Raw genomic sequence first — 18,167 nt, 5'->3', positions numbered from 1 at the left:
CGTGGTTTTTTTCATTATCAGACTGATAACAGCTTTAGATTCCTTGGCATGGTTTTTTTCATTATCAGACTGATAACAGCTTTAGATCCCTTGGCGTGGTTTTTTCATTATCAGGCTGATAACGGTTTTTCGATTCTAAATCGTTGATTTATTCATTATCAGACTGATAAAAATGGAGTTGCCAAGAAGAGGGGAGGGCTTACTACTACTTACAGTTAAATAAATGAGTAGACGTTGTGAAATGCACAACTGAAAATGATCTATATTAGCTGAGTAGGGGAGTGCCCTATTCAATAAAAAGACTACCAACAATATTTATAGAGAAATTTATTATATAGGCGGTTAATCCACTTAAATGTCTAGTAGGGGAGGGCTTCTTATTCATTCTTTTTAGTATTTGACCAAGAATACTGGCTTAGTGTTGAGATTGACCTGATTTAAGCTTTAAAAGGTATTAAATGCCACTTTAGTCAAGAGCTTAAAACCAGACTTAAAATCCTTAAAAGGTTTAAGGGGAATTAGATTAAAACCAATATTAACTATATAATACCCAACAATACACATATTAATAGGCTATAAAATGGCAGATCCAAAAGATAAGCTTGTACATGAGAATCATATTTATATATTTACTGTTGTTATGGTTTTAGTGGCTTTTTTGGCTGTATGGTTTGCTTATAAACCTCAAATTGTAGGGTTTTTAGTATACACAAAAGGCATTTTAATTATTCCTCTATGGTGGATACATAGCATATTCAAAGCTATCGGGCTTAACTACGTGCCTTTACTAAGTGAGTTGGTGTATTCAACAGAACACCTATGTAAACCAACAAACAATTGGCTTCCATTATTTTGTCAAAATAAGTTTAGCGAAGTCACTATTTTTCAAATTTCAAAAGCCAGTCAAGCATGGAATTTATTAATATTTTTGCTGGCAACACCTTGGATAAAGAAAGCTTATGACCGCTTCAACAGCGAGCATCCAGCACGGGGCTTTATCAAAAGCATGAACCTAGAAGAGTTCATAGAGGAACAAATTCCAAACCAAAGACACTTACAGGTTTTTGGTCCATTAGACTTGTCAAAATATGATACGAACAATGGTCATTTTAAAGCGCTAGATTCAACTTATGAGTTTGCAAATAGGCATGAGTTAATTACAGGAACTAAAGAGCGCCTTGTGAACATTACAATCAACGGAGTAACGAAAGAATATAATGATAAAAGTGAAACAGTACCTATCATAGATGAAGAGAAGTTTTTAAATGTCTTACGTGAACAACTAGGGGATCTTTGGATAACCCTTGATAATTCAAAAGAAACATCACCCGATGAATTATCGTATTTATCCGATGTTGATACAATTTTGCTAGCTTTGTATTTACCAGTAGCATGTGCAACCGATGAATCTATGGATGATGAAGAGTTCCGTAAAATCAAAAAAGATTCAACAACATTAATTAATTACTATTGGGATATTTGCACAAAAAATATACCTAACAACCCATTGTTTGCAATTGAAAATCAGTATGTTGAGGGCGATCGTAAGCTTGTAGGGTTTAATTTTGATTTCCTTAGAAAAAGAATTCACAAATACATTAAACATCCCGTTGCTACTAAGATTTTTAAAAACCATGCATATGTAAGAACTATTTTGTGTGAGGTTGTATTAACAGCAAGACAACTAGGTGTAATGCCACCAACAGATATACGCTGGTTAAAACTATACAATCGAACTGCATACGCATTCATACAGAATATTGGTAGACCGTCTTTGTTTAGTGAGGGTTTAGGTCCAATCTCGCATTATCTAATTGAGGTGAAATTAGGGAAGCCATTAGAAGAGCCAGACTTTAACATTGGCCTTGTTGGTTTTGAATACGAATTATTGAGTTTTGCCATGACTGAAGCTAGACAAAAAGCTGCTGAAGATGTGAACAGTATTATTCGAGTAGTAGAGTTTACGGACAAGGAATTAAACAACGGATCTTATAACTCTAAAAACAATGATAAAGATGATTTTAAGTATAGTGACGATCATGTTTTTGATATGGTGAGCGTAGAAATACCACAGGATGAAATACAAAAAAACAAGCAAAAAGGGTTTTAGTCTTAAACTTATAAGTTATAATTGACCGGTATTAAAACACCGGTCTTTTTTATTTAACTATTTTTTTAAAAACATATTTTAACTATACTGCTAAAACATGGCTTAAAAGGTAATACTCTAAAATGCTTTTAAATAATTTCACTAAAATAGTAGCAAGTTGCGCTATTAGTATTATTACAATCTCTACTTACGCTGCACCATCTCAGGACCTTACTTCTAAGATGCAAAAAATGGGCAAAGTAAAAGAAGTTAAACCCTTTAGTGGAGGTTTAACTTCTTGGATTCTTGAGGCACCTAATGGGAAAAATGCGGTGTTTTTTACAACATCCGATGAAAAAGTCATCTTACATGGTACAGCTTGGGATTCTGCTACTAAAAAAAATATATCTGAGCCTCTTAAATTAACTGCAAAAAAAATGAATACACCAGCACGACAACCAACAGCTTCCGTTGGGAATTTGGCCAGTGCATACAATCATCCAGTCTTTAAAGCTGTAAAAACGCTTTCAGGGTTTAAAGAGGGGAAAGCGAATGATAACAACACTGTTTACATCATTTACGATCCACGCTGTAAATATTGTCACGAAACATTCAACCTTTCTCGCTCATACGTTAAAAGCGGTGCAACTATTAAATGGATTCCAGCTTTAGTTCTAAACCAAAGTGAAAACGGAAAACAATTAGCAGCTGGAATTCTTCGTAAACCATCTGAAGATACTATTAATAAAACCTTTAATGGAACAGATGAAGAAATTAACTCAATTAAAGTGATTCCTACACCACAGGAACTTGCTGAGTTGGATAAACACTTAGGCGCTCTTCAATCTATCTTCTTCTATCACGAAGATATTGTTGCAATGCCAAAAGAAGATCGTGAACAGCGAGAAGCAATTCGTAGCGCTGGACAAAAGCCACAGCCACTAACTGCTGGTGTACCAGTTGCTATCTTTGTAAATAAAAAGACTGGAAAAGTTGAAGCTCGTAGAGGAACTTCAGAAACAGCCACTCTTGACTATATTTTCAAATAAGAGGGAATTGAGATGAACAAAACTCAATTGAAAGCTTTCCAATCGATTGTCGGAAACTTTTCACCTTATTTCTCTAAGATAAACAATGAGTCTATGTTTTTAGATTCTGACCTTTCTGGAGATACGGATAGAAATCGCCAGGTGAGCATCTTCAATATAGATGCAAAGGCCACGGATCTACTATTAACGATCAAAGGATTTGATCAGGTCGAGAATAATTTGTTTAGAGGACAAGTTTTCTTAAAGTCTGACGAAAACACAGAAATTCTTATAAGTGAGCCATGCTATTACTTAAACAAAAGCAAGGTTCGTTTCAGTACATATGAACTTCAGAGCTACATAAAGGAAGTTTGGCATCAAGCTCTAAATGAATATAAGGCTGATGTTACAGACAGCCCTATACGTTCTAATGAAGAAAAATACAGCTTATCTTTAGCAGATAGATTCTCTAGTTTTAAAACGTCTTGGCCAGCTATGGGCATTGTAGCTGCAGTAGTTGTTTTTGCTGGAGGCGGTTACTTTTTAGGTTCAGGTACTAATGAGAAAAATGCATCTTCAGAAACAAGTTCGCAACAACTAAGCACATCTGATAACCCTGAACTTGACGGTAAAGCCTTGGCTCTTAAAAACATGGGGTTAGATCCTAACTCAATGGCTTTTGATAACTCATGCTTTCAAGAAAAATAAGGTGAATTATCTATGAGAGCTAGACGAATAGAAAACCTTGAAGCATTACAGCTAAAGGCCTCAGAAATAGCACAAATAACCGTTAAAGAGTTGGAAGCACGACACTATTTAGTTTGGTGGTTGAGCTCATATGACCGAAACATGAAACGTGGCTATAACAATGAAACCATTTGCTTAAGCACCTATCAGGTGAATGAGTTTTGTTTTTCATATGCAATCACAAGCGAAGTTGAAAAGTTTTATTTACTAATACAACCCGAAAATTGGTTTTTAAATGATTTAACTTTCGAGTCTGCTTCTATAGATGAAAAAGGCTTAGTTTTAAATTTAGCTGAAGTAAATGATCAGTTATTCAAGCTGTATATATCGCGAATGCAAATCAGATTTAATCTTGATGAAATTCATGCTGAACGTTTAACACACGCAAAGAAATATGCAAAAGAACTGGTCTTTATTCAATACAACCCACAGAAAAATCAGGTCATGAATGTAGGTGTTTCTATCAATTTAGAAAACAACACAATCACTCGAAAATCATCAAATCAAACGGCAAAAAATAAGCGCTTGAAAGGGGCATTCTAATGAAGAAATCAAACTATTTTAAGGTAATTGGTGCAATAGCAGTTTCAACAGTTGTTTCACTTGCTTATGCTGGCTTTACTGAAATTAATAGTTCTGGAGACATTGTATCTAAAGACAGTGCAAATGCTTTACGCACCAGTTTTTCAACACCAAATCAAAATATACCAGCGCCATTACGCACATATTCTCTATGGGATAAGATCTCAGAGACAACCAAATATAATGGCACAGTACAACCAAAGCCAACACCTGTTGCAATTGAGAGTACATCTTCTCAAGCACAAAATATTCAAAGCAAAAGCAATATTAATGTGGCTAACATAGAGAGCCAACAGGAAATCAAAAGATTACAGGCAGCACTAAAAGAGAAAGAAACTGAGAATAACAAGCTCAAATATTCAAACCTTGAGATGCAAGTGCAAGTAGTTGAACTAAAAAGCGATATAAACGAACTGAAGCAACAAGTTAACTTTTTAGCAAGCCAGATGCAAATTGTTGAAAGCGATGTGCTTGTAATGAAAAACAAAAAACCAAGTTCTTTTTTAGCACGAAATTAAGCAATGGTTGTGAAGAAAATTACTCAAAAACCTACCAGTGAACAGCAACGAGCAATTGATAAAGCAACACGACTAAAAACCAGTTTTAAATTGATTGCTTTTGCTGGTACTGGTAAGACTACGACATTGATCCATTGTAGTAGTGCTTTGCAACAACTAGGTAAGCTTGGACTATATCTATCATTTAATAAAAAGATGGCAGATGAAGCTAATCAAAAATTCGCTGAATATGGGCTGAATTCAGTCACATGTTCTACATTCCATTCTCTAGCTTACAGAAATATACCTGGTTGGCTGAAAAATAAGATTAACAAACCTACGTTACTTCCTAAAGATATTGTTCAAAAGTTTAAGCTTGAAAACATTCGATTTCAGTACAACGGGAAAAACCGACAACTCACCGATCTAACATTAGCGCTGATTATCCTTAATACATTACGTTATTTTTGTATGACAGTGGATCAGACTGTTACCAATGATCATGCTTACATAGCTTTAAAAGAACAAACATCAATTAAGCGCAATGACGTTCTTGAAGATAAAATCACTTCAATTGCGAAAATGATCTGGAATGATGTAGTTGATCCAAACGGTGATTATGGTATTACACACGATTACTATCTCAAGTGGTGGGTACTGCAAAAACCACAACTTGATTTTGATTACGTGATGGTAGATGAAAGCCAAGATAGTGACCAATTAATACTAGACGTACTCAAACGTCAAAAAGCAAAAGTTATTTTTGTTGGAGATCCATACCAAAGCATATATGGCTTTAGGGGTGCGAAAGATATTTTACAGAACCTAGATCTTGAAGCATTGTACTTAGAACAGTCGTTTCGGTTTGGTAATGCAGTTGCAGATATAGCTAATCTACTTCTCAATAAACTTTTTGGTGAAACCAGACAGTTAAAAGGTTTACCAAGTAAAACGTCAAAAGTTACCACTTTCAGTACATCAAGTTATGCACCATCTTCATTGAACGCGATTATTTGTAGAACAAATGCTACGGCTTTTGAATACTTTTTTAAGTTTCATGGCTACCTTAATGGCGAAAAGAAAATACGTCTTGAGGTTGATGGAAAGCGCAGTAAAGATATTTTCAGTGGGATTTTTCAACTGAGAGCAAATAAACGGCCAACGTGTAAAGAGCTTCAAAACTTTTCTTCCTACCAAGAGCTTGTGGACCATATACAAGTGTTTGGAGAAGTGGAGGGGGCAACTACAGAATTAAAAACCTTTCTGGATCTAACAAACCAATACTCATGGCAAGTGATTGAGTGGGCGTTAGAAAATAGTATGGCTGATGATGAAACTGACCCAAAAAACACTTTGGTCATTAGCACATCACACAAGAGTAAAGGTTTAGAGTGGGATAATGTCCTAATCGCAAAAGGCTTTAACTATAAAATTCTCGATAAAAAGCTAATGATTTCTGCAGATGAAAAACGGCTGTTGTATGTGACCGTAACACGAGCCAAAAACATATTATTTACAGATGGCATTAATGATTTATTGGAACACTTAAATTCAAAAAATACGGAGATTTCAAATGCCTAATCAAGTTGAAGTTCTGCAAAATAGAGTGTTTCAGGCATGTCACAATGCTAGTTATATTCGCGGAGAGTTTCATCACGAACCGTATATCATGGAGCTTGTTAAGAAAAAGGGCTCACAGGTCGCAGATATAATCACACCACTTCTTGAAATGTTTCATCTAATTGAAAAGGAAACAAAGTCAATCTTTAGTTTCACGGAAGATTTTAATTTCAAGCAACGCCATTTTGAACCAGGTGTTTATCTCAAAACTAAAGAGATATTAAATGGTGTAGAAACGTTCGATGGCCTGGCTATCGTTGATATTCCTTCAGGATCTTTTAGAAGCATTGTCATAGATTCAGGCGGTGGAATTGCTTCAAGTAAACATACAATTGAGCAGTTTAAGGAATTAAAGGGGAGATATTTAATTCCATTTTATTTTGATGGAATATATGTGCACCCTCACTGTTATACATATTTTTTCATCGAAAATGATATTAAGAGGGTGATGCCCCTTGAGGCTTATGATTCAAGCAAAGTAGGAAATGAGCAAAACATGGGCTTGCATTGGGTAGAAGAAGCAATTGAATACGGTAATCTTCACTTTGGGTTTGAAGTTGAAACACCAGATACCGAAACAATTATAGAAAAAGTCTAAAACCAAACGACAAAAAAGGGCATCTTATAGATGCCCTTTTTATGTTTTGAAATTAATAAGAAAGGTCGATTGCCACTTGTGCTAAAGATGTAAAAGCAGAGGATTCACACATAAAAGATTGACGAATAAAAAACGATGGATTGTATGAGCTCACCATAGTTTGACTATCACAGTTTTGGCTAAATTTAATATGTTGTGTATTGATTGCTTGCCAAGCTGCAGCATTCTTTTGACTTTCCGCACGAACGTCTTTGATGAAACGTGTTAATGATTGGTTGTATGGTGTATTGCACTTAAGTTCTGGTGAACCGTACTCAGAATCACGCGCTTCATTATAATTAAACACGCATTTTTGATACTCAGCTTGTACCTTGTTATAAGCTTGAATAGCTTCAGCTTTGGTCTTATAACCAGCGTTGGCAGATGACGTAATAATGGTAGCAGCACATAACAAAGCTAAACTTAAAAACTTTTTCATAACCTGATCCTTTATTACTTCATTAATGCCGGAATAAACATTGCCCAACCTAATTTATTGGTCGCTTTACATTGCATGCTTAGTGTTTTGTACTTTGCAGTCTGGCCAGCGTATAACTGATCGCAGTTAGCAAGTAACTGAGTAAAGTTTCGATTGTGATCAGCTAGAACACGCGGAGCTTCTTCATTATTAATATATTTAGAAGCAAGGCTACCAAGCTGACTTGCGCGGTTATAAACATTTGTATAGCAATTTAGGTGTTTTGCATCAAATGGATCGTTAGAAACCGCAGCACATTTAACGTTTACTAAGCGCAGTTTTTCAAGTTCAGCACGAATAGAGTCTGAGCTAGTATTAGCACTAGCATTAAAAGATGCACATGCTAAAAGGCTAAAACCCAATAAAGACAAAAATCTGTTTTTCATAATATTTCCTTTAATTGCTCTATTAAGGGTATTCAGAATAGTAAGGGCATAAACGCATAACAATACCTTCAAATGTAACGGCTTCAGCTAAAGTCACAACACCATCTCGAGGGTTTCTATCGAGGTTTCTGTTCGCATTATATTCACGACTAGGGCTTTTATATGGTCCACCTAAAACTAGAGCATAAAACCCAGCTATTGTTTTATTATTATAGTCGCTTTTACGTTGTCGTGCTTTTACTGCAAGATATAAATCTAATAATTCGACTTGTTGTTGAGCACTCAGTGTAGTGATTTGCTTAGGGTTTGATTTAATTGAAGCTGGTATTCCTCTCGCTGTTAAATCTGAAGCATTAATATCTGTTATACCAATTTTAGTCCATTGACTTAAACCATATGCACCAGCGTTGTTGTCAATTTTAAGATTAAAACCGGCAGATTCAAAACCAAGAATAGCTGCAACGTCATTAGGGTTATAACCATGTTTTAAAGAAACACGTTTAATACCATCTTTAACCGCACCAAAAGCACCTGGTATACCCCAACCACATTTACGATCTGGAGTACCTTGTCCACCTTTTAAGATTTGTGCATCTGAATAAACTTGCCCGTTTCCACCTTCCTCAAAAAGCTGTTTCATTTCAACTACTGCTACTTCAGGAATAACAGTTGGTTGTTCAGCTTTCGTATAAAGTTCATCTACACGGCCAGAATAGCGTTGAGTTTCTGACGCTGTATAAGCTGCCAAAAGAGCCTCTAAGCGTTCATTTTGTTTATGGATCTCTTTAGTCAAATAGTTTTGTGCATTGATAATGTTTAGCTTTTCAATCAAAAGCCCCATCATCGACATAGTTGCTAATTCATTAAACCATTTAGAGTTGCCATAACGTCCAGTACCAATGTTTTCAATTAATTCTGCTGGCGTAGAATTAAGTGCACCAATATCAAAACCCACATCATCAGCCGTACCACCAAAAATAGTTCTAGGCGGTGCATATTGAGCAACATCATTTGCATAAATGGTACCGCTTGCAGCTGCTTCAGGTGAGATAGTACCGTCAGCAATCATTTGAGCGACTTGCACTTGTGCAGATCCATAAGCATCCATCGAAACATCGCCACTAAATGCAAGTGCTGGAAGCTTTTTGCCTTGTTTTACTGCAATGCCATCTACCGATGAAGAAACGGGGAGGGTGATTCCTGTTGATGATGAATATAAGGCATTCCATTGAGTCCTAATGGTGTTACCCAAGTACGGTGTGTATTTGTTTTCTAATGCTTGTCCTTGTGGCGAGACACTAATCACAACGTCTTGAGGTAAATATGGCGTAGGATCTGTTAACTTATATTCAGAACTACCCACATATGGCGCAGATCCTTTAACGCGTTGCTGAAGTGCAATGGATGGATTTTTAAAAACTTGATCTAAGTTTTTATTCAGCCAAACATCTAGCCCACGTTTTGCCTTTACACCATATTCAATGTGCAAATGCACGGCACATGAACCACAGCCTTTATTTGACATGTGTGCGATGTTTTGACCAGCTTGAATACGTTGACCAGGGTAAGCGTTATATTTTTTTTGATACGATGGATCAGTATGGCGATACATGATTCGATCGCCAGTATCCATCTGCATAATTAGTGGGTTAGTGGTTGATTGGTTGCTTGCACCAGATGAACGTGTGTCATAAGAGACAATAGAACCTGAACCAATTGCTTTAAGTGTAAGGTCATTAGGATTCGCACGACTAATATCAATACCGTTATGACTACCAGCAGCGCCCCCTCGCAAACGAAATTCACCAAAACGACCAGCACTACGGCGCCCATCATTCGGCATGATCGAATATTTATGGAAAATCATTTTTTGAGCGTTGTTAGGAACTTTTGCCGTATTAGCATTTGTAGCGGTTACGTTTTCAGAAATAGGATCGGCGTTAGCGGTATAAATAAAAGCCGAACAAGTCACTAAAATTGCGACTTTAATGCCACAGCTCAAGGGCTTTAATTGAAATGAGGGTTTAAATTTCATAAGTGAATCGCCAGGCTTAAAGGAAGTTCTTAAAATAAATTAACTTCTTATTAAATGTCCCTAATAGCTAAGTGGACGGATTAAGTATATACGATTAAATACTTATTTTATACTTTAAAAAAAGTTTTTAGGTTTTGTTTTAAGATAGTATATACATATAGCGTTAATCTTATTGATAGGTTTAAGAATAAGGTTACATGGTTTTAATATTTTAATTTAATAAAAGTAGTGAGGTATCTAAATATGTTAAATCACGCACACGTTTTAAGCGCTACTTTCGACCAAGCGATTGACCGTGCTTCAATGGGATTAGACTTTTTAATCCAAAACAAAGTACACATGAAGAATGAAAATGCCTTGTTAGCTCACATTGAAATGCTAGAAAACAGAATCAAAGGTATTACAAATCAGTACAACGAATTGGTTACTGAAGCGAACGCACACATTGATGACGTTACAAGCAAGCACAATGAGCTGGCGAACAAGTACAACAATGTTTGCGCCCAAATGAAAGCAAAAGACATCGAGCTTAATAACAAGCAAATTGAGTTAGAAGAAGAGCGTATCAACAACTTTGACTTACTTGTGCAAAACCGTTCATATAACAATTTGAACCGTGCTTACAGTCATGCAGTTGGTCAGCTAGAGAAAGATCAACAGCAACTTGTTAATATCGGCGTTCGTAGATTTATTTTTAACTCTACAAACAAAAACAACATTCAGAAAATCAACTTTTAATTATGAATATTTTGATAAAAAAAATGGTGCTTATAAAGCACCATTTTTTATTGTCTAGATTTTAAGGTTTACCTTTAAACTTAGACAGAGTTGAACTTAAACCTGAACGCACACGATTAGTCATAGTGCTACGGCCAGAAATATTAGATTTCTTGGTTGCACTAGAACTAGCACCAAAACGTGCATTAGGAGTCGAACCAGTACCATACGTATAGCCAGTACCACTTGCAACATTCACACTACCGAAAGTAGAACCAGTCTTAGATGCTGATGCTTTAGCTACACCACGATTAAACGTAGAAGCTGTTTTTCCGTAAGCATTTGCACCATATAGACCACCACCAGTAGTAGGCGTATTATTTGTACCACTTACACTTGTAGCACCCATACCGAATGTAGATTGACCTTGGCTTGGGGTAGGTGATGTTGGTTTAGCACCAAGACCAGTTCTACCACCCGTACCACCAGTGACACCACTTGGAGTAATACCACCTGTACCACCAGTTGCAGCGCCAAAAGAAGCGGATCTAGCTGGCATGTTTACAGGGCTATATGCAGTCGTACTACCAGTACCGCCTAATGTATTACCACCTGTACCACCATTGCCACCACCACCACCTTTCGGATTATTTGGACCACCCTTACCACCATCAGGACGTCTACCAGGCGGTAAAGGACGGCGAGATGCTGGAGATGGACCAGACAACGTACTTGCAGCGCCACCAAACTTTTGAATAGCTTCTTTTGAGTTTGTTTCACCCCACTGACCGCCATTCAATCCAGAACCAATCCATTGTTGTACTTGGTCAGCAACACTAAATACCAACCCGTAAATCAGGTAGATCGCTGAAGTCATCAAGAATAGATATAAGAAGAACTTCCAGATAAACGTAATCAGCTCAGTAAAGATAACTGTAAACGTATTAGATGAATAAGCGATGCTCATTGCACCTTGGTAGCTAAAGAACATATCAGTAAGCGTAACAAGAGCTGGCCCGATAATAATTTCAGCCATCCAGAAACCAACAATGATAAATATTGGTCGCATGAACAACGTTAATACCGTGACATAACCTTGTGTTTGGCTACCGACAAAAGTACGCTCAGGGATCATGTGCATTAGCGCCCATAAAGGCAAACCACACACAGCGTATAGGATATGGATGATCCAACCTACACAAGCTAGACCAAAGAAGATCATTGGCATATATGGAATAACAACCGCCATCCACACACCAAGAATCGTCAAATACGTTACTAGCTGACCAAGGATAGGAGCAAAGATATTTTCAACGGCATATTCTAAAGCGTTGGTGCCTTCTTCAGTTACGCCCTTAAGCCCTGGTACCCATTGAACAAGAGCAGAACCAGAACGAGCAGTAAGCACGACTAATTTCATACCGACAACAGTACCTTGAGCCACAGCTTTATAGACTAAGATTGCTTCACCAGTATCTTGAATATTACGGATAACATTCGTATTGCGGTGCAATGTAGTAGGGCTGATATTTGAGCTTGACGAATTATTATTTAATAATTCCGCATCGCCTTTTTCACCGACCAATACACCCATTACCAATGATTTAGTAATGTTTGTTGCCCAAGCAGAACCATATGCCGAAAACTTTTGATCGATGTTGGATACTTTGTTTGAGTCACCACCATCGGTAGACATTGATATTAAGTTGGTAGAGTCGGCAATATCGCCGTTTGCCACCCAATTATTGTTGGATGTAATGCTACCAACAGCATTATCCATTGCAACATAAACGGTGTTATAAATTGCTTCACCTTTTGAGTTGCTCATGATTGCTGAATTCAGTGTAGGAGGGCTGAACGTCCACAAAGGTTCAGTAATATACTTCTCAACAATAGCGCGATATTGACCTACTTTAATACGAGCTTCAGGCGTCATCATCCAACCGCGCTGATTTAGCGTATTAACAACAGTTTGAACCGCAGTATAGCCATTTTCAGAAGTCAGAACATTATTCGTTACGGTATGACTCTTATTCACATAATTATCAACTAGCGCATTGAAAGCATCCATAGCAGCTTTACTAATCGGGAATGTTCCTTCCTGTTCAGTGGCATTAGGGCTTACTTGATATGCGATATACCACTTTTCTAAATCGATAAAGAATTGACGATATAGATTGTTCTTTTCTTGTTGTAACTTAGCTTGAACATTTGCCAAAGCAACGTTGATCTTGTTTTGATCTGATTGGCGAAGTTTATAAACAGGAATGTCCATTAACTCAGCATTAACCGCAGCTGGATTAACAACGTTCATTGAAGCACCGCCACAGATCGGCTCTTTTTTGCCCCCAACTTCTAAACGGCTGTCAGCGTAAGCGAAGTTATAAGTAACAGATGTCCAGTTACTTGCAGTTTTAGCGGTTTTATCAATGTAGTTTTGCTTTTTCTCTACTGCAGTCATGCTAACACCAGGATTAGCATTCGCCCCATAAGCACCATCACTAAAATAGCGCCCGAATGCTGGCGGTAGAGTATAAAACTCTTGGTTTAGAACGTTAATACAATGCAACTGGCGAAGCATAACAGGCGCATTTTTCCTAAATCCAAAGATGTCACGCTGATGATCGTGCGTATCTGACAAACTAGCCGAAGCCATTAAGGATTCGCCTAACGTTCTATTATTAATTGTATTGGATACATTATTTGACCATAGCACCATACCTAGCACGACTACTTGAATGAAACAGTAGCCGGACGCCGTAGGTAAAAGTAAAATAATCGAATATAATATTCGGGAAAACATCGTAGTGACTTTTGAATCTTTCCCGAAAGCTTCACCGTCCTGGGCGCTTTTCAAAAGTGCTGTTAAACCAATACCGATCGCAAAAACCAAAACCAACGACATTGCCACACTAGCTACACCGCCTAATAATATATTAGTGAGTAAACCTGATGATGGTACTGTCGAGGCTGGTCCAGACGCATTGATAAACGCATTGATGAAGTCGTGTCCAAAGATAGATGAGAGAAGAGTAACGGCTTGGTCGCCATCACAATTCGGATTTGTCGATTGACAAAATAAACTCATAGCTAACTCACCGTTTTTCTTAATGCTTCTTATACATCGCTTACTTAAGACGACTAAAAGCAAAGTGTTATAAATTACAAGTTAGACGTTTAACTAAAAGGCTTAATACCTTTTAACCAAAGAATCATTAAAACCATTTTATTACAAATAACAATGGTTTTTAAATTAGCAATAATGTACCACAAAACTGTTATTGGTATATACAGAAAGTTTAAACATGACTTGCTAATTGTTTTAATGATTTAGTTTAAATACAAGAGACTATTATGGATAAAGCAAAGTTTACATCTCACTTAATTTTACTGTCGGAAATTAAGAAATCTGTATCTAAAGATATGGGGAAAGATATAACTGTTTTAGAGTTATCCTACATACTCAACCAAAGCATAAATCCTTTAATGGCAATAACTTATAAAGAAAAACTAGATAAAATAAATACTTTTGAATTAGATCCTATTGAAGTTCTCAAAAAACGGAAGAACCTAAAAATATTAAAAGTATTAAACCTCATGCTTACGTTAAATCTAGACAAAACCATTAAAAAAGACGATATAGAAAGTTACAACGAGTATAAAGACAAGTTTTTAGAGAACATCGCAACAATAGGTTTAGACAGATTAGAGCAAGAAGCGTTAAAGGTACAAATTGAAAATTTATTGAAGTATAATTGGGTATCTTAATACATCTCTTAATTTTAAGATTCTGACTTTAATAAAGGGTTTAAGCCAAATGGAAAACATACAGAACGAAGAAGATATACTTCAAGACGCGACCAGAGCCGTTTTTAATTGTGGCACTAGTTTTAGTGAAGCTAAAGTAGTTTCCCTTACTGACGAGTTTAACCCACAACCTACACTACAAACACAACGAACCAACCTAAAATATATCTACGACAATAAACTACCGAATGAAATTGGACGTCAATTAGCGCAAGAACCAGAATACCAAGAAGAAACACGTTCATTACTTGTTGGTCACTTTAAAGAAATGGCTCTAGAAGATTTAATTGAGCAGCAAGATTACCAAAACCGCTACAAACAAACAGATCCAGAATTGGACCAAGACAATGAATCTGAAAACAATATGGATAATGAATACACATCACGCCCACCAGAGCCTAGACCTTGGTAAGCCTAACCATTAAAAAGAAAATGCCCGAATGATGGGCATTTTTTATATCTACGTAGTAAGCATCCGGCTAACACAGCCTTACCAAGCGATCCTAGGTGGTGTTTCAAAAAGTATGCTGGCGTTAAACAAATCCGTTATTAAGGTAAAAGAAAGTCAAATCAAAGGCTTTAAAATGATTTTCGAGCTTTTTAGAAAAGTTGCAACTTCTCCTAAATCCACGCCTGATTCGATGACGAATTCTACAATTGTTACCTTCAATACCGACGGTAAAAAACTTACCGATCACTTGCTTGCAACATTGAAATGCTGTGATAAAACTATCCCAGTCATCACTCGCAATTCGAGCATATTGAACCCCAAGCTTTTTAAGTCTAGCTTTAAGACGTTGAACCGTTGCTAAATCCCGCTTACCCCAAACATAAGCAACAATTTCTCCAGATTCTCGATGGTAGGCATAAATAAGCCATTGTTTATTTTTCTTATTCCCTACAAAAGTCCAAAGTTCATCGACTTCAAGACATTCGTAGTGGCTTTGTTTAGGCTGAATCTGATAGATCGATTCACTTAAGGTTCGTAATACCTTGCCAATGCTGATACGCTCGACTTCAGCAATATCTCTTACACCGCTTCCTCTGACCATTAAATGTAATATCTTGCCGGTAATACCTGAGTTACACCCTTGATAGCTTAATGCATGATCACCAATAAATTGACGTTTGCAATCTTTGCACTGATGGTTTTGTTTCCCATCTACTTTGATGCCATTTCTCTTTATATTGTTACTTAGACAGGTAGGACATTTGATTTGTAGCGTTATTTTCATACCTCTATTTTATCAAAAGCCATATTGTTTTTTTCAGCATACTTTTTGAAACACCACCAATTTTTTAAGTATAAAGTTTGAGAATGTTTGTAGTCTTTTGTAGTGCATCCAATAGTAAAATAAATAATTGTGAAACCATGAAGAAACATATCAAATTGATTTTTATATAAAAATATTATTTTTGATTGGAGGTGATTTATTTAATTCTATTGATTATTGTGACGTACTACTGAGTCAATTGTTGTTAAGTATTTGTTTTTAAGTATTTTAATTTTTTATTTGATTAGGTGTTGACCTTACCATAATTGGAAAGAATAGAGTTACTACATCAAGGGTAATGATGTACCAGATAGGAAAGAATAACTTCCGAGCTTATTACCCATTATTTTTTCATAATTGTAGTAAGAGGATAGCTCCATGAAACGCTTTGTTCCAATGTTAATGGTCGGTGCGATTGTATTTAGTGCGGGGTGTTCCTCTTCTGACGCTCCAAAGGATAATTCAATGAGTGAGAATAAACATGAAAGCCATTCAATGCACCATGATATGAATGGTTCAGCTAAAACAGATAATCCATCTACAAATGCCTATATGGAAGTAAATACTCGTATGCACAGCGGAATGGGTATTGATTTCACGGGAAATGCAGATACTGACTTTATGTTGGGTATGATTCCTCACCATCAGGGTGCGGTTGATATGGCAAAAGTAGTTCTTCAATATGGCTCTGATCCAAAAGTGCGTCAGCTTGCTGAAGATGTTATCTCTGCCCAGGAATCAGAAATCAAGATGATGAATGAATGGTTGGCAAAAAACAAAAATCATTCTGACAGCAAAAATGAAGATAGCCCATCAACTCAAGCATACATTAAGGTCAATGATGAAATGCATGCAGATATGATGGTTCCATTTACAGGAAATGCTGATGTTGATTTCATGAGAGGCATGATTCCTCATCATCAAGGTGCAATTGATATGGCTAAAGTAGTTCTTCAATACGGTTCTGATCCAGAAGTGCGTCAGCTTGCTGAAGATGTTACCTCTGCCCAGGAATCAGAAATCAAGATGATGAATGAATGGTTAAGTAAACATAAGTAGATACTTCTCTATTCGATGTTCTTTTAAATGAGGGGCTTTTAAAAGCCCCTTGTTTTATCTATAAATTTAATGAATTGAGGATTATGTTATATGCCAAAAATTATAGTTCTTCCGCATGAAAAGATTTGTCCACAGGGTGCGGAACTTGAAATTGAAAGTGGAAGTAATTTATGTCGAAGTTTATTGGATCATGGCATTCCCATCGAACATGCCTGCGATTTATCAGGTGCATGTACAACATGCCATATTGTCCTGAAAAAAGGGTTCGACAGTTTAGAAGAAATGGATGATGTAGAGGCGGACTTACTGGACCGTGCTTGGGGGCTCACGGCCGAATCAAGACTATCTTGCCAAGTTAAAGTCCAAGATGAAAACTTGGAGGTAGAAATACCTAAGTACACTATCAATTATGTCTCTGAGGGACATTGATACTTTAATATTAATGCTTGACCTTACAATAATGATAAGGTTTATATTAAATATATTCTGAATAATAGTGGAGTTAAATATGGAATTTCATGTTGAAGGTATGACCTGTGGTGGTTGTGCACGAGGTGTCACCAGAGCAATTCAAGCGGTTGATGCTAATGCAAAGGTAATTACTGATCCGCCAAGTCGCAGTGTGAAAGTTGAAACAACTGCAACACAGCAACAAGTGGTTGAGGCTTTAACAGAGGCTGGTTTTCCTCCTCGCTAAGAGTGAACAAAATAATAAAGCGACTCAAAGGAGTCGCTTTATTACTAAAGTAAAAGAAATCTACTTGTAGTTAATTTGCAATAGTGCTCTACTCTTGTAATGGATTTTATCTAATATTAATTTTATATTGTGGCTGTCCCATATTTTTCCGTGTATACAATAGCAACTGTTTCAAATATGACTAATAATTATAGAATCGCTAACAAAAAAACAAGCTTTATTAATTTATCCAATTTAGTAAAACTAAGTTAAAATAGATATTTTTTAAGGGGTTTTTGATGAGTATTATATAATATGAACAACGCATAGTTGCGTTTATTGACATATTAGGTTTCAAAGCAATAATTGATGAAACTGAACTACCAAATAATCAAGATAAAATTAATAATATCAAGGAGGCTTTTGATTTAATTGGTGATTTACTGAAACAACACTATCATCCTGATCAAATCCAACAAGTCAAATACTCTACTTTTTCAGATTGTATTGTCTTTTCATTTCCAGTACGTCAAAC

At 36.4% G+C, this 18,167-nt stretch carries 18 protein-coding genes; 13 read left to right on the top strand and 5 right to left on the bottom strand.

The window, feature by feature from the left end:
- The first annotated feature begins 580 nt into the window (after positions 1–580).
- The 7 genes from D7V20_RS20195 (at position 581) to D7V20_RS16520 (ending at position 7,161) form a co-directional block, all read left to right on the top strand.
- Positions 581–2,110, top strand: coding sequence for a secretion/conjugation apparatus DotM-related subunit (locus tag D7V20_RS20195; RefSeq protein WP_024160802.1), 1,530 nt, complete (start codon positions 581–583; stop codon positions 2,108–2,110).
- Between the two features lie 122 nt (positions 2,111–2,232).
- Positions 2,233–3,138 (top strand): hypothetical protein, encoded by a 906-nt coding sequence (locus D7V20_RS16545; protein ID WP_005028646.1) that lies wholly within the window; start codon positions 2,233–2,235, stop codon positions 3,136–3,138.
- Between the two features lie 12 nt (positions 3,139–3,150).
- On the top strand, positions 3,151–3,825 hold the full coding sequence (locus D7V20_RS16540; RefSeq protein ID WP_005028648.1) for a hypothetical protein: 675 nt from the start codon (positions 3,151–3,153) through the stop codon (positions 3,823–3,825).
- Positions 3,826–3,837: 12 nt separating this feature from the next.
- Positions 3,838–4,407, top strand: a complete 570-nt coding sequence (locus D7V20_RS16535; RefSeq protein WP_005028650.1) for a hypothetical protein — start codon at positions 3,838–3,840, stop codon at positions 4,405–4,407.
- The gene (locus D7V20_RS16530; protein ID WP_005028652.1) at positions 4,407–4,964 is read left to right on the top strand and encodes a hypothetical protein; all 558 of its coding nucleotides are present in this window, start codon (positions 4,407–4,409) and stop codon (positions 4,962–4,964) included. Before D7V20_RS16535 ends, D7V20_RS16530 begins: the two co-directional genes overlap by 1 nt.
- Positions 4,965–4,967: 3 nt before the next feature.
- Entirely contained in the window at positions 4,968–6,524 is a 1,557-nt protein-coding gene (locus D7V20_RS16525) for a UvrD-helicase domain-containing protein (protein ID WP_005028656.1), read from the top strand.
- The gene (locus tag D7V20_RS16520; protein ID WP_005028658.1) at positions 6,517–7,161 is read left to right on the top strand and encodes a hypothetical protein; all 645 of its coding nucleotides are present in this window, start codon (positions 6,517–6,519) and stop codon (positions 7,159–7,161) included. Before D7V20_RS16525 ends, D7V20_RS16520 begins: the two co-directional genes overlap by 8 nt.
- A 52-nt stretch (positions 7,162–7,213) precedes the next feature.
- On the opposite strand, the gene D7V20_RS16515 is transcribed toward D7V20_RS16520, so the two are convergent.
- Genes D7V20_RS16515 through D7V20_RS16505 form a run of 3 tightly spaced genes read right to left on the bottom strand, consistent with a single transcriptional unit; the run spans position 7,214 to position 10,099 of the window.
- Positions 7,214–7,639 (bottom strand): hypothetical protein, encoded by a 426-nt coding sequence (locus D7V20_RS16515; RefSeq protein WP_005028662.1) that lies wholly within the window; start codon positions 7,637–7,639, stop codon positions 7,214–7,216.
- Positions 7,640–7,653: 14 nt separating this feature from the next.
- Positions 7,654–8,064 (bottom strand): hypothetical protein, encoded by a 411-nt coding sequence (locus D7V20_RS16510; protein WP_005005820.1) that lies wholly within the window; start codon positions 8,062–8,064, stop codon positions 7,654–7,656.
- Between the two features lie 22 nt (positions 8,065–8,086).
- Positions 8,087–10,099, bottom strand: coding sequence for a peptidoglycan DD-metalloendopeptidase family protein (locus D7V20_RS16505; RefSeq protein ID WP_005028664.1), 2,013 nt, complete (start codon positions 10,097–10,099; stop codon positions 8,087–8,089).
- A gap of 243 nt (positions 10,100–10,342) precedes the next feature.
- On the opposite strand from D7V20_RS16505, the gene D7V20_RS16500 reads away from it, so the two are divergent.
- The gene (locus D7V20_RS16500) at positions 10,343–10,837 is read left to right on the top strand and encodes a hypothetical protein (RefSeq protein WP_005028665.1); all 495 of its coding nucleotides are present in this window, start codon (positions 10,343–10,345) and stop codon (positions 10,835–10,837) included.
- A gap of 61 nt (positions 10,838–10,898) precedes the next feature.
- Here D7V20_RS16500 and D7V20_RS16495 read toward each other — a convergent pair whose 3' ends face one another.
- Positions 10,899–13,904 carry a DotA/TraY family protein gene (locus D7V20_RS16495; protein ID WP_005028667.1) on the bottom strand — a complete coding sequence of 1,002 codons (3,006 nt, stop codon included), beginning with the start codon at positions 13,902–13,904 and terminating at the stop codon, positions 10,899–10,901.
- Positions 13,905–14,170: 266 nt separating this feature from the next.
- Here D7V20_RS16495 and D7V20_RS16490 point away from each other — a divergent pair, with 266 nt between their 5' ends.
- Entirely contained in the window at positions 14,171–14,584 is a 414-nt protein-coding gene (locus tag D7V20_RS16490; protein ID WP_005028668.1) for a hypothetical protein, read from the top strand.
- 49 nt (positions 14,585–14,633) lie between these two features.
- Positions 14,634–15,035 carry a hypothetical protein gene (locus D7V20_RS16485; protein WP_005028669.1) on the top strand — a complete coding sequence of 134 codons (402 nt, stop codon included), beginning with the start codon at positions 14,634–14,636 and terminating at the stop codon, positions 15,033–15,035.
- 121 nt (positions 15,036–15,156) lie between these two features.
- Here the strand turns inward: D7V20_RS16485 and D7V20_RS16480 are convergent, their stop codons facing one another.
- Positions 15,157–15,858: an IS1 family transposase gene (locus D7V20_RS16480; protein ID WP_087528928.1), complete on the bottom strand. Its 702-nt coding sequence runs from the start codon at positions 15,856–15,858 to the stop codon at positions 15,157–15,159.
- Between the two features lie 417 nt (positions 15,859–16,275).
- Here D7V20_RS16480 and copM point away from each other — a divergent pair, with 417 nt between their 5' ends.
- From copM to D7V20_RS16465, 3 genes are all read left to right on the top strand, one after another.
- On the top strand, positions 16,276–16,956 hold the full coding sequence (copM, locus tag D7V20_RS16475) for a CopM family metallochaperone (RefSeq protein WP_087528922.1): 681 nt from the start codon (positions 16,276–16,278) through the stop codon (positions 16,954–16,956).
- A 90-nt stretch (positions 16,957–17,046) separates the two neighbouring features.
- Entirely contained in the window at positions 17,047–17,385 is a 339-nt protein-coding gene (gene fdx, locus D7V20_RS16470) for an ISC system 2Fe-2S type ferredoxin (protein ID WP_087528921.1), read from the top strand.
- 79 nt (positions 17,386–17,464) lie between these two features.
- Entirely contained in the window at positions 17,465–17,653 is a 189-nt protein-coding gene (locus D7V20_RS16465) for a heavy-metal-associated domain-containing protein (protein ID WP_087528920.1), read from the top strand.
- Positions 17,654–18,167: the final 514 nt, after the last annotated feature.

The organism is Acinetobacter rongchengensis, assembly GCF_003611475.1.
Lineage (GTDB): Bacteria > Pseudomonadota > Gammaproteobacteria > Pseudomonadales > Moraxellaceae > Acinetobacter > Acinetobacter rongchengensis.
The sequence above is the reverse complement of the archived record's forward strand: the minus strand, read 5'-3'. Positions and strand labels throughout refer to the sequence as shown.